The following is a 12,209-nucleotide window of genomic DNA, read 5'->3' as shown; positions in this document are numbered from 1 at the left end:
GCGGGGGGCGGCTGCGGCCCCCCCGGGGCGGCCCCGCGGGCGCGCCGCGCGGGCGCCGGGGGGGGCCGCGGCGCCCCCCCCACCCGCCCCCGGGGGCATGTCCGAGCCCGGTTCACCGTCCGTCCCCGGGCTCGACGTCCGGCGGCATGTCGTCGTCGGCCGGCTGTCCCAGCGCCCTCAGCGCCTCGCGCACCAGAGGCACCCGCAGGGGTGAGAAGTACGGATTGATCCGCAGCGCCTCCTCCAGATGGCGCCGGGCGGCGCCCTCCAGGTCCAGCTCCTGCTCGATGACGCCCCGGTGATACACGTACAGGGCACTGCGCACGCCGCCCCCGTGCTCCTTGTCGGTGGCGATCTCGGCGTAGTGCAGGGCCTCGGTGTCGTCCCCCGCCCGGTGCAGCGCCCACCCCAGCGCGTCGGCCACCTCGATCCCGGGCTGCCGCTCCCACTCGGCGGTCAGCCGCGTCACGGCGTCCTGCGCGTCCCCGTGGTCCGCCTCGAACTGCCCCAGCACCAGCTCGTCGTCGACCCCGCCCGCGGTGTCCTGCGCCACCCGCACCCGCAGCAGGTCGTACTGCACCCGTGCCTCCGCCCGCTGCCCCAGCGACTCGTACAGCTCGCCCAGCTCCAGGACGTACTGCGGACCGGGCTGCGCGGCCAGCGCCTGCTGGTAGGAGTCCAGGGCCTCCGTCGTCCGGCCCAGCGCGGCCAGCGCCCGCGCCCGCCCGGCCAGGGCGGCCGGCTGGCCGGAGTCCAGGCGCAGCGCCTCCTCGAAGTGCCGCAGCGCGTCCTCCCGGTCCCCGCGCTCCCAGGACAGCTGCCCCTCCCGCGCCAGGTAGGCCGCCTGTTCGGCGGGTGTCCCGGCGGCCGCCGCGGCGTCCGCCAGCTGCGCCGCCGCGTCCTCGCGCCAGCCCCGGTCGCGGTAGACGGCCGCGGCCTGCGCCATCACGGCCGGCCGCGTGGCGTCCCCGCCGCGCAGCTTCATCAGCTTGTCCAGCGTCTTGCGGGCGGCCTTGTAGTCGCCGAGCCCGTTGTACGCGTCGATCAGCGGCGGATACGCCGTCCACCGCTTCGGTTCCGCCTTCACGGCCTGCTCGCCCCAGCGCTTGGCCGCACCGAAGTCCCGGCGCGCGTTCGCCAGCGCGGCCAGCCCGTCCAGCGCCAGGGCGTTCGCCGCCTTCGCCGAGGTCCCGGCGGTCCGAGGAGCCCCGGCGGCCGTCCCGGCGGACGTCTTCTCCACCACCCGCAGCGAGGTGCGCAGGGCCTGCTCGGCCTTCGGGTAGTCCGCGGCGTCGGCGGTCCTGCGCCCCTGCTCCACATAGGCCGTCCCCAGCACGGCCCAGGCCTGCGCGTCCTGCGGATGCGTCCGCAGATGGCGCTCGCGGTCCCCGATCAGCGCCGTCAGATCGGGCAGCGAGGCCGGCAGCCCGGCGCTGACCGCCGTCAGCGCCTGTGGCCCGGAACCCCGGGCCGGCTGCTTGTGCCGGGACTTCTCCGACGGCAGGAGAGTGAGCGCCCCGCCGACCGCGGCTCCGGCCACGACCCCCGCCGCCACAGAGATCATCAGCGCGCGCCGCAGCCTGCGGGGGCGGCGCGGCGGCCGCTCCGCGACCAAGGACGTACCCGGGCGGGACTGTGTGTTCTCCATGGCGATCACTGTGCGTCAGTACGCCGACCGCATCCGGTCACCCCAACGCGCGTCCCGGACGGGGTTCACACCGATGGCCCCGGGTGCGACGCTGTGATCATGAGCCGTATCCAAGCCGCACCCGACGCAGCCCAGGGCAACCTCGGCGACCGGCTCCTCGCGGGCCTGCCGGCCGAGGCGGTCCTCACCGATCCCGACGTCACCGCCTCCTACGCCAACGACATGGCGAGCTTCTGCCCGGCGGGAGCGCCGGCCGTGGTCGTCCTGCCGCGTACGGTCGAGCAGGTCCAGCACGTCATGCGCGTCGCCAGTGAACTGCGTGTCCCGGTCGTTCCGCAGGGCGCCCGCACGGGCCTGTCCGGCGGGGCGAACGCCTCCGAGGGCTGCATCGTGCTGTCCCTCACCAAGATGGACCGCATCCTGGAGATCAATCCCGTCGACCGCATCGCCGTGGTCGAACCGGGCGTCATCAACGCCACGCTCTCCCGCGCGGTGGAGGAACACGGTCTGTACTACCCGCCGGACCCCTCCAGCTGGGAGATGTGCACCATCGGCGGCAACATCGGGACGGCCTCCGGCGGCCTGTGCTGCGTGAAGTACGGGGTGACGGCCGAGTACGTCCTGGGCCTGGAGGTCGTCCTGGCCGACGGCCGCCTGATGTCCACCGGCCGCCGCACCGCGAAAGGTGTCGCCGGGTACGACCTGACCCGCCTGTTCGTCGGCTCGGAGGGCTCGCTCGGCATCGTCGTACGGGCCGTCCTCGCGCTGAAGCCGAAGCCGCCGCAGCAGCTGGTGCTGGCCGCCGAGTTCGCCTCCGCGGCCGAGGCCTGCGACGCCGTGTGCCGGATCATGACCGGCGGCCATGTGCCGTCCCTCCTGGAGCTCATGGACCGCACGACGGTCAAGGCGGTCAACGAACTCGCCCACATGGACCTGCCGGAGACGACCGAGGCGCTGCTCCTGGCCGCCTTCGACACCCCGGCCCCGGCCGCCGACCTCGCCGCCGTCGGCGCGCTGTGCGAGGCCGCGGGCGCCACCGAGGTGGTCCCGGCCGACGACGCCGCCGAGTCCGAACTCCTCCTGCAGGCACGCCGGTTGTCCCTCACCGCCCTGGAGGCGGTCAAGGGCACGACGATGATCGACGACGTGTGTGTGCCCCGGTCCCGGCTCGGCGAGATGCTCGAAGGCGTCGAGCGGATCGCCGAGAAGTACCGGCTCACCATCGGCGTGTGCGCCCACGCCGGGGACGGGAACACGCACCCCACCGTCTGCTTCGACGCCCAGGATGCCGACGAGTCCCGGCGGGCCCGTGAGTCCTTCGACGAGATCATGGCCCTCGGCCTGGAACTCGGCGGGACCATCACCGGCGAGCACGGCGTGGGCGTCCTGAAGAAGGAGTGGCTGGCACGGGAGATCGGCCCGGTCGGGGTGGAGATGCAGCGGGCCGTCAAACAGGTCTTCGACCCGCTGGGCATTCTCAATCCGGGCAAGCTCTTCTGAAGCCGCCGCTCCTCCCCTTCCGTCACTGGGCGAGCAGGTGGCCGAGCGCGTCGTCGATCCCGAGCTGCTCGCCCTCGGTCCCCGGGGGCACCACGCGCAGGGTCCGCTCCAGCCACGCGGACACCTGGGCGGCGGGCGCCTCCAGCAGGGCGTCCCCGTCGGGAGAACTGAGCGCCATCAGGACGACACTGCGGCCCTCCACCTTGGTCGGCCACACCCGTACGTCCCCGTGACCGCACGCCCGGAACACCCCCTCCACGAGGAGCTCGCGGGCGAACGTCCAGTTCACCGGGTGTTCGGAGTCGATGTGGAAGGTGACGCGGACGGCGTACGGGTCGTCGGTGCGGTAGGCGAGCCGGGCCGGGACGGGGATGCCGCGCTCCGGCGACAGGACGAGCCTGAGCTCCAGTTCGCGTTCCACCACTGTGCAGTGCATGACGTCGGTTTCCTCTCTCGGAAAGGTGTGCGGGGGCCTGCGGGTGGGCCCTGTACGACCGGAGAGGAAGATCCGGCACGACCATTACGCGGGTTGGGAGAGATTTTTTCCGAAGCTGTGAAGCAGGTGTACGGCGTTGCCCGGAAAAGGGTGGGTCCGGCGGGACTGGCGGTGGGAGGTGCGCGCGTCTGATAGATGTGGAGGCCCCCATACGACCCCCGCGCAGATACGGGACGACGGACATGAGCGCCCCAACCCCGGCCCCCGGCGACGACAGGCCCCGCGAAGGGTATTACCCGGACCCGTCCATTCCTGGATACGTCCGGTACTGGAACGGCGCGGCCTGGGTGCCGGGCACCAGCCGGCCGGCGCCGCGGGACGGCGAGCCGCTCACCGCACCGCCCGTCGGGCGCCCGGCGGCCCCCGCCGTGGAGGAGACCGGTCCGCACTTCTTCGACGAGGATCCGCAGCCCGCGCCCGCGCCCGCGCCCGCGTGGGGAGCCGACCGGGCCCAGCAGGCCGGCTTCGGCGGCGACCAGGACCGGCGTGTCTCCTGGGGCGCCGATCCGAGGGTCCCCGCGGACACCCCCGCCCAGCCGGACGGCGCGGCCGCCCGCACCGACGGCACGGCGACCATCCCTCCGGCGGACGCCTCCGGCATCCCCTCCGACGGCACCTTCGTCTTCCGCAGGCCCACCGCCGCCAACGGCGGTACCGGGCCCGCGGTCCAGGGTCCTGTGGGGATGGGGGCCGCGGGTGCCGCCGGCTCCTCCGACTCCGTCGGCGGCGGACCCGCCCGGCCCGGGTTCGGCGCGGGGAAGGCCGCGGCCGCCCGTGCCGCGGCCGCGCAGGCCGAGGCAGCGCAGGCCGAGGCAGCACAGGCACAGGCACAGGCAGCCGCGGCTCCCGCGCAGGCGCCCGCCGCCGCTCCGCCCGCCACTCCCTCCCTGCCCCAGCAGCCGGGCTCGGCCACGCCCATGACCACCGGCGCCGGGGGCGGGCAGTCCTCCTGGGCCCAGCAGGTGCACCGGCTCGCGGGGGCGGGGGAGGAGCAGCCCCTGGCGCCGTGGAAGCCGCCGGTGGAGGACCCGTTCCTCGCGGCCGCCCGGCGGCAGGCGGCGGCGCGCCCGGCCGGACTGGGCAAGCGGCTCGCCGCCCGGCTCGTCGACACCCTGGTCGTGGGCGCCCTGACCGCCGCGGCCGCGGTGCCGTTGGGAACCAGGGCGGTCGACCACGTCCAGGAGAAGATCGACACGGCCAAGCAGTCCGGCCGCACGGTCACCGTCTGGCTGCTCGACGGCACGACGGGGACGTACCTCGGCATCGTCCTCGCCACCCTCCTCGTCGTCGGCGTTCTCTACGAGGTGCTGCCGACCGCCAAGTGGGGCCGCACTCTGGGCAAGAAGCTGTGCGGGCTGGAGGTCAGGGACATCGAGGACCACGAGCCGCCCACCTTCGGTCTCGCCCTGCGCCGCTGGTTCGTCTACACCGTCCCCGGTCTGCTCGGCATCGGCCTCGTCGGCGTCCTGTGGTGCCTGTTCGACCGGCCCTGGCACCAGTGCTGGCACGACAAGGCGGCACACACGTTCGTCGCGGGCTGAGCCCGTCCCCCGGACGGCCGCCCGCCGGATGCGGGGCCGGGCGCTTCGCGGTCCACTCGGGCCATGAGCACTGAACCGCCCCCCGGCTCAGGACAGCAGCCACCGGAAGACGACCCGTTCAGGAAGCAGCCCCCACCGGCCGGGGGTTCGGGCTCGCCGTACGACACTCCGTCCGGCGGCGGCACTCCGCCCGGTGCCGGCGGCCCGTCCGGGGCGGGCGGTCCGTACGGAGGCGGTGGCCCGTACAACGGTGGCCCACCGGGCGGTGGGCCACCGCCCGGCGGCGGCCCCTACGAGGGCGGTGGTCCGTACGGAGGCGGTGGCGACTATCCCGCCGATCCGCTCGCCGGTATGCCCCCGCTCGCCGACAGCGGCAGGCGCACGCTCGCGCGCATCATCGACATCATCCTGGTGGGCATCGTCGCCTGGCTGCTCACCTGGCCCTTCGGGGTCCGCGAGTACCAGGTGAACGGCAACCGGGTCAACATCGCCCACTACGTCCTGGAGCAACTCGTCGGCCTCGTGCTCTTCGTGGCCTACGACACCGTCATGATCGCCAAGGTCGGACAGACGCTCGGCAAGAAGTGGCTGGGCATGCGGGTGGCCAATCTGGAGGACGGCTCCACGCCCTCCGTGCAGATCTCGCTGATCCGCGCGATCGTGCTGTGGCTCCCGTTCTTCGCGATCTGGTGCTGCCCGTGTGTGTGGCTCGCGGTCGCGGGTGGCTGGAGCTTCTTCGACAAGCCCTACAAACAGGGGCTGCACGACAAGGCCGCCAAGACGGTGGTGGTCAGCACCGGTTGAGGGAGCCGGTGACGAGCGAGGGGGCCGCACAGCAGGCGGCGGGTCCGCAAGTCTCACGGACCCGCCGTCTTCCGCGTCTCAGGGAGCGCTCGGCTCCCGTATCGGCTCGACCGTGGCAGCCACGGGCTCGCGGGGCGCGGGCACCCGCTCCTCGGCGGCCGGGGCCGGGGCCGGTTCCGCGGCCGGGCGCGTCCTGGGCAGTGGCACCGTCATGGCGACCAGCAGCCCCAGGGCGAGTGCGGCGAAGGCGATCACCGCGATCCCCAGACCCGAACTCGTCTGTGACAGCAGCAGCATGGCGAGCGTCGAGAAGATCACGGTGCACGAACCGTAGGCGAGCTGTGCGGCAGTCGGACGAGGCATGGCAATCGTGTCCTCGGAAGATATTGGGGGCGAGACGGGTAACCGGCCTGGCTTTCCGCCGACTTCCGGGCGTTCCACCATTCGACTCTATTCGCGTGCATGCCCGAGCGGAACGGCCGGTAAGCGTGACCTAACCCACGGTACCGGTGCACAGGGGGCGCACGGACGCATGGGGTCCGACAGGTGGACGGACTCGCGCGCCCGTCGAGTCGTACGCAAGTACGTTCGTAAAGCGAACTCCGGCTCCGCATAGTGCACTTGTCCTGCTCAAGTCAAGGTCTGTCTTTTCTCTTAAACCTCTAGTCAAATGTCGTCACTTGACTACACGCGTTGATCAGGCGCGCACGGACCTTCCCATGACCAGGACCCCCCTTCCGTGTGCCCGGACGCGGGGGAGGAAGCAAGTGACAAGCAGAACCTGGACGTTCAGAGCGGCCGCGATCGGTGTCACGCTCGCGGCGGCCACCGCCACGTTCTCGACGTTCGCCGTGGCGGAGGCCGGCACGACGGCCAAGTCCGCTGCCGCGAACCGGCACGACCCGGCGCCGGTGAAGCAGCAGGGGCACGACCTCGACGGTCCGCTCAGCAAGACGCAGAACGCGCAGCGCCAGGAGGCCCTGAACCAGGTCATATCCGGCGAGGCGAAGGTCAAGAACCGCAACGGTTCGCAGGTCGTCCAGCTCAAGAGCAAGAAGGGCGACAGCAAGTACGTCGAGCTCGGTCGCGAGAAGACCGACAAGATCTTCACGATCCTGGTCGAGTTCGGCGACAAGACCGACCCGCAGTACGGCGGCACCGCCGGCCCCGCGCACAACCAGATAGCCGCGCCGGACCGCAAGAAGGACAACAGCACGGCCTGGCAGAAGGACTACAACCAGAAGCACTTCCATGACCTCTACTTCGGCACCGGCAAGAAGACCGAGTCGCTGAAGAAGTACTACGAGAAGCAGTCCTCGGGCCGCTACTCGGTGGACGGCGAGGTCTCCAACTGGGTCAAGGTCCCCTACAACGAGGCCCGTTACGGCAACAACGCCTGCGGCTCCACCAACTGCCCGAGCGTGTGGAACGTCGTCAGCGACGGCCTGAACGCCTGGGTCGCCCAGCAGAAGGCGGCCGGCAAGAGCGACGCCGACATCAAGGCGGACCTCGCCCAGTACGACCAGTGGGACCGCTACGACTACGACGGCGACGGCAACTTCAACGAGCCCGACGGCTACGTCGACCACTTCCAGATCGTGCACGCCGGTGAGGACGAGTCCGCGGGCGGCGGCGCCCAGGGCAAGGACGCGATCTGGGCCCACCGCTGGTACGCCTTCGGCACCGACGCCGGCGCCACCGGCCCGGACAACAACAAGCTGGGCGGCGCGCAGGTCGGTACCACCGGTGTCTGGGTCGGCGACTACACCATCCAGCCGGAGAACGGCGGCCTCGGTGTCTACGCGCACGAGTACGGCCACGACCTCGGTCTGCCGGACGAGTACGACACCACCGGCGGCGACAACTCCACCGGCTTCTGGACCCTGATGTCCTCGGGCTCCTGGCTCGGCACGGGCAAGGAGGCCATCGGCGACCTGCCCGGCGACATGAACGCCTGGGACAAGCTCCAGCTGGGCTGGCTGAACTACGACACGGCCAAGGCGGGCAAGCAGTCCACCCACAAACTGGGCGTCGCCGAGTACAACACCTGGGACAAGCAGGCCCTCGTGGCCTCGCTGCCGGACAAGGCGGTCACCACCACGATCGTGGCCCCGGCGCAGGGCTCGGCCCAGTGGTGGAGCGGCAGCGGTGACAACCTCAAGAACACGCTGACCCGTTCCGTCGACCTCACCGGCAAGTCCTCCGCCACGCTGTCCCTGGACGGCTGGTACGACATCGAGGCCAACTACGACTACCTCTACACCGAGGTGTCGACCGACGGCGGCGCCAACTGGACCGCGATCGACGGCACGGTGGACGGCCAGGCCATCCCGCGCGACGCCAGCGGCGCCCCGGCGCTGACCGGCACGGTCGACGGCTACAAGAAGCTGTCGTACTCCCTGGACGCCTACGCGGGCAAGAAGATCGACGTCCGCTTCCGCTACCCGACCGACGGCGGCGTGGCCCAGAAGGGCTTCGCGGCCGACGAGATCACGCTGACCGCCGACGGCGCGACCGTGTTCTCCGACAACGCCGAGTCCGCGGACGCCGCTTGGACCGTGAACGGCTTCTCCCGCATCGGCGCGTCCTTCACCAAGGACTACGCGCAGTACTACCTCGCCGAGAACCGCCAGTACGTGTCGTACGACAAGACCCTCAAGGTCGGCCCGTACAACTTCGGCTTCTCGACGACCCGTCCGGACTGGGTGGAGCACTACCCGTACCAGAACGGCCTGCTGATCTGGAAGTGGGACACCTCCCAGGCGGACAACAACACCAGCCAGCACCCGGGCACCGGCCTGATCCTGCCGGTCGACTCGCACCCGACCGCGCTGAAGTGGTCCGACGGCACGCTGCTGCGCAACCGCATCCAGGCGTACGACTCGCCGTTCAGCCTGTACGGCACGGACGGCATCACGCTGCACAAGGCGGACGTCGCGACCAAGATCAAGGCGTCGAAGGGCGTGTCGGTCTTCAACGACCACACGAGCACCTACTACGACGGGTCGAACCCGACCGGCGGTGTCAAGATCACTGACACCAACACCAAGATCAAGATCGTCAAGGAGGCCAAGGACGGCTCCACGATCTCGCTCCAGGTCGGTCCCGCGGTGAAGTAGTCCGCATTTTAGCAGGTCAGAAGCGTATCGGCGGTGACCCCCTGGCGGGTCGCCGCCGATCGTGTTTAGGTGCGTCCTGTGGTCCTCTTATTGACACCGACGCACACGGGGGTGTGACCGCATGGCCGCAGGAGGTTTCTGCAAGCTGCCGAACGGCACGGTGGTGGTGGCGCTGAATCTGCCCCGCCCCGCCGCCGACGGCTCCGGGAACGTGCGCGTACTCGTGCACGCCCACAACCGGGCGCGCGCCCTGACCAGGCTGCGCAACCTCGGCATGCGTGCGGTCTACCTGCGGGGCAACGCGGCCCCGCCGACCCCGGACGAGATCACGGCTGTCCTGCACCACCCGGACGGCCTGATATGGCGGACGGCACCCGACAACGGTGTCCTGCCGCCCGAGCCGGTGACCGAGCTGTGGCGCCCGATCAGGGCACTGTTGAGGCAGCCCACGGCCCAGGCGTAGGGGCCCCGGGGCGCTGCCGGGGAGCGCTACTGCACGACGGGCTTGCCGGAGAGGTCCACACCGGCCTCGCGCATCTCCTCGATCGCCCGTTCGGTGGTCTCCTGGGCCACCCCGGCGGTCAGGTCGAGGAGGACCTGGGTGCGGAAGCCCTCCCGGGCCGCGTCCAGCGCGGTCGCCCGCACGCAGTGGTCGGTCGCGATGCCGACCACGTCGACCTCGTCGACCTGCCGGGCGCGCAGCCAGTCGCCGAGCTTCACGCCGTTCTCGTCGGCCCCCTCGAAGCCGCTGTACGCGGCCGCGTACGCGCCCTTGTCGAAGACGGCGTCCACGGCCCCGGAGGCGACGGCCGGCGCGAAGTTCGGGTGGAAGCCCACGCCCTCCGTGCCCGCCACGCAGTGCGCGGGCCAGGAGCGGACGTAGTCGGGGTTGTCGGCGAAGTGGCCGCCGGGTGCGATGTGGTGGTCGCGGGTGGCCACGACGTGCCGGTAACCGGCGGGGGCCTGCCCGATCAGCTCGGTGATCGCGGCGGCCACATCGGCACCCCCGGCCACCGCGAGGCTGCCCCCCTCACAGAAGTCGTTCTGCACGTCAACGACGATCAAGGCGCGGCGCATGGTCGGTGTCCTTCGACTGGGGTCCCCCGCTCGAAGAGCTCGGGGGAGAGTGAACTTACGAGCCTAGAGACTGCGGCGGCGGTGCGGGAAGGGGCACCTGCTCTAGCTACCCGACTGCTCGTGCACGTACTCCGTCGGAAGGACGGGTTCCCCTCGGGACAGCTGGGTCGCGGACAGCGGCAGGTTGGCGCGGACGGCCGCGTGCCGGTCGCGGACCACGTCCAGGGGCTCGCGGGCCACGACGTCACCGGCCTTGACCAGCTCGACGAGCAGCTGCCGGTCCACCAGGCCGGCGGGTACCGGTCCGGTGCCGACGACCTCGGCCTCCGCCACCCCGTCGGCGTCCAGCCGCCGCGCGGCCCACTTGCGGCCGCCGGCGGAGGTCTTGCCGCCGCTGGACTTCTTCGCCACCGGCACCAGCGGTGCCCCGGGGCCGGTGGACTCGGCGCGGGCGACCAGCTTGTAGACCATCGAGCAGGTCGGGTGCCCGGAACCGGTCACCAGCTGGGTGCCGACGCCGTACGCGTCCACGGGCGCCGCGGCGAGCGAGGCGATGGCGTACTCGTCGAGGTCCGAGGTCACGACGATCTTCGTGCCGGTGGCGCCCAGCTCGTCCAGCTGCTGCCGCACCCGGTGCGCGACGAGCAGCAGGTCGCCTGAGTCGATGCGCACGGCGCCCAGCTCGGGCCCGGCCACCTCGACAGCGGTACGGACCGCCTCGGCGACGTCGTAGGTGTCCACGAGCAGCGTGGTGCCCCGGCCCAGGGAGTCGACCTGGGCCCGGAAGGCGTCCCGCTCCCGGTCGTGCAGGAGGGTGAAGGCGTGGGCGGAGGTGCCGACGGTCGGTATGCCGTAGCGGAAGCCCGCCGCAAGGTCCGAGGTGGACGCGAAGCCGCCGACGTAGGCGGCCCGGGATGCGGCGACGGCGGCGAGCTCGTGGGTGCGGCGGGCGCCCATCTCGATCAGCGGGCGGTCCCCGGCGGCCGAGGCCATCCGCGAGGCGGCGGCGGCGATCGCGGAGTCGTGGTTGAGGATGGAGAGGATCACGGTCTCCAGGAGCACGCACTCGGCGAAGGAGCCCTCCACCCGCATGATCGGCGAGCCCGGGAAGTACACCTCCCCCTCGGGGTAGCCCCAGATGTCACCGCCGAAGCGGTAGTCGGCCAGCCACTCCAGGGTCGCCTCGTCGACGATCTGCCGCTCGCGCAGGAAGTCCAGGACGCCCGGGTCGAAGCGGAAGTTCTCGACCGCGTCCAGTACACGCCCGGTGCCCGCCACGACGCCGTAGCGGCGGCCGTCCGGCAGCCGCCGGGTGAAGACCTCGAACACGCTGCGCCGTTCGGCGGTATCCGCCTTCAGGGCGGCCCGCAGCATCGTCAGTTCGTACTGGTCCGTGAAGAGTGCCGTCGAGGGAACGCCCACCCGTCGCCCACCACCGCCCTTGTGGGGAAGCGCTTCGCGCCCTTCTTCTGGCAGCCCAAGGTCCGCTGTGTTCATGGCAATGGATGCTACCCCCATTTCGTCAGTGTGACGATTTGTGGCGTGCGTGGCAGCATGGGCCATGTGACGTCACCCGCTCCCGTAGAGATCGAACGCACCGAATCGGCGGAGGAGGTCTTCGCCGTACCCGAGCCGGACGTCCCCTGGGTCACGATCGTCCACAACGACCCGGTCAACCTCATGAGCTATGTGACGTACGTCTTCCAGACGTACTTCGGCTACACCAAGGACAAGGCCACCAAGCTCATGCTCGATGTCCACCACAAGGGCCGGGCGGTCGTCTCCAGCGGCAGTCGCGAGGAGATGGAGCGCGACGTGCAGGCGATGCACGGCTACGGACTGTGGGCCACCCTCCAGCAGGACCGGAAGTAGCGATTCCCTTCATGCCCGGAACCTTCGAACCGCTCCCCGGCGGCGGCGCGGCCGTCGCGCTCGACGACGTCGAGATCTCCATCATCCGGTCGCTGGCCGTCCAGCTCCTGGGACGCATAGGCCCCGGCCCCCCCGGGGGCGCCCCCCCCCCC

The 12,209-nt window shown here is 71.5% G+C and carries 11 protein-coding genes and 1 pseudogene; 7 read left to right on the top strand and 5 right to left on the bottom strand.

Translation table 11 applies throughout. The features are described 5' to 3' along the window. Positions 1 to 112: 112 nt before the first annotated feature. Positions 113 to 1,648, bottom strand: coding sequence for a tetratricopeptide repeat protein (locus ACFW2E_RS24120; RefSeq protein WP_384469151.1), 1,536 nt, complete (start codon positions 1,646 to 1,648; stop codon positions 113 to 115). 93 nt (positions 1,649 to 1,741) lie between these two features. On the opposite strand from ACFW2E_RS24120, the gene ACFW2E_RS24115 reads away from it, so the two are divergent. Then, the gene (locus tag ACFW2E_RS24115) at positions 1,742 to 3,148 is read left to right on the top strand and encodes an FAD-binding oxidoreductase (protein WP_384469150.1); all 1,407 of its coding nucleotides are present in this window, start codon (positions 1,742 to 1,744) and stop codon (positions 3,146 to 3,148) included. 22 nt (positions 3,149 to 3,170) lie between these two features. Here the strand turns inward: ACFW2E_RS24115 and ACFW2E_RS24110 are convergent, their stop codons facing one another. Continuing rightward, positions 3,171 to 3,584: an SsgA family sporulation/cell division regulator gene (locus ACFW2E_RS24110; RefSeq protein WP_384469149.1), complete on the bottom strand. Its 414-nt coding sequence runs from the start codon at positions 3,582 to 3,584 to the stop codon at positions 3,171 to 3,173. A 242-nt stretch (positions 3,585 to 3,826) separates the two neighbouring features. Here ACFW2E_RS24110 and ACFW2E_RS24105 point away from each other — a divergent pair, with 242 nt between their 5' ends. Both ACFW2E_RS24105 and ACFW2E_RS24100 read left to right on the top strand, forming a co-directional pair. Then, complete coding sequence (locus tag ACFW2E_RS24105) at positions 3,827 to 5,185, top strand: RDD family protein (protein WP_384469148.1); 1,359 nt, start codon at positions 3,827 to 3,829, stop codon at positions 5,183 to 5,185. Positions 5,186 to 5,248: 63 nt separating this feature from the next. Next, positions 5,249 to 5,989: an RDD family protein gene (locus ACFW2E_RS24100; RefSeq protein ID WP_384469147.1), complete on the top strand. Its 741-nt coding sequence runs from the start codon at positions 5,249 to 5,251 to the stop codon at positions 5,987 to 5,989. A gap of 78 nt (positions 5,990 to 6,067) precedes the next feature. Here ACFW2E_RS24100 and ACFW2E_RS24095 read toward each other — a convergent pair whose 3' ends face one another. Beyond that, positions 6,068 to 6,352 carry a hypothetical protein gene (locus ACFW2E_RS24095; RefSeq protein WP_384469146.1) on the bottom strand — a complete coding sequence of 95 codons (285 nt, stop codon included), beginning with the start codon at positions 6,350 to 6,352 and terminating at the stop codon, positions 6,068 to 6,070. Between the two features lie 404 nt (positions 6,353 to 6,756). Between ACFW2E_RS24095 and ACFW2E_RS24090 the strand changes: the two genes are divergently transcribed. Both ACFW2E_RS24090 and ACFW2E_RS24085 read left to right on the top strand, forming a co-directional pair. Further along, positions 6,757 to 9,108 carry an immune inhibitor A domain-containing protein gene (locus ACFW2E_RS24090; protein ID WP_384469145.1) on the top strand — a complete coding sequence of 784 codons (2,352 nt, stop codon included), beginning with the start codon at positions 6,757 to 6,759 and terminating at the stop codon, positions 9,106 to 9,108. A gap of 121 nt (positions 9,109 to 9,229) precedes the next feature. After that, positions 9,230 to 9,571 carry a hypothetical protein gene (locus ACFW2E_RS24085; protein WP_384469144.1) on the top strand — a complete coding sequence of 114 codons (342 nt, stop codon included), beginning with the start codon at positions 9,230 to 9,232 and terminating at the stop codon, positions 9,569 to 9,571. A 26-nt stretch (positions 9,572 to 9,597) separates the two neighbouring features. Here ACFW2E_RS24085 and ACFW2E_RS24080 read toward each other — a convergent pair whose 3' ends face one another. Continuing rightward, a complete protein-coding gene (locus tag ACFW2E_RS24080) occupies positions 9,598 to 10,185 on the bottom strand; it encodes an isochorismatase family protein (protein WP_384469143.1) in 588 nt (195 codons plus the stop codon). 102 nt (positions 10,186 to 10,287) lie between these two features. Further along, on the bottom strand, positions 10,288 to 11,682 hold the full coding sequence (locus ACFW2E_RS24075) for a nicotinate phosphoribosyltransferase (protein ID WP_384469142.1): 1,395 nt from the start codon (positions 11,680 to 11,682) through the stop codon (positions 10,288 to 10,290). Positions 11,683 to 11,739: 57 nt separating this feature from the next. On the opposite strand from ACFW2E_RS24075, the gene clpS reads away from it, so the two are divergent. Next, the gene (gene clpS / locus ACFW2E_RS24070; RefSeq protein ID WP_384469152.1) at positions 11,740 to 12,057 is read left to right on the top strand and encodes an ATP-dependent Clp protease adapter ClpS; all 318 of its coding nucleotides are present in this window, start codon (positions 11,740 to 11,742) and stop codon (positions 12,055 to 12,057) included. An 11-nt stretch (positions 12,058 to 12,068) separates the two neighbouring features. Beyond that, a pseudogene (locus ACFW2E_RS24065) lies at positions 12,069 to 12,209 on the top strand (DUF2017 domain-containing protein); the annotation flags it as partial.

The sequence above is a fragment of the Streptomyces sp. NPDC058964 genome, from assembly GCF_042741275.1.
In the GTDB taxonomy this organism is placed as follows: domain Bacteria; phylum Actinomycetota; class Actinomycetes; order Streptomycetales; family Streptomycetaceae; genus Streptomyces.
The sequence above is the reverse complement of the archived record's forward strand: the minus strand, read 5'-3'. Positions and strand labels throughout refer to the sequence as shown.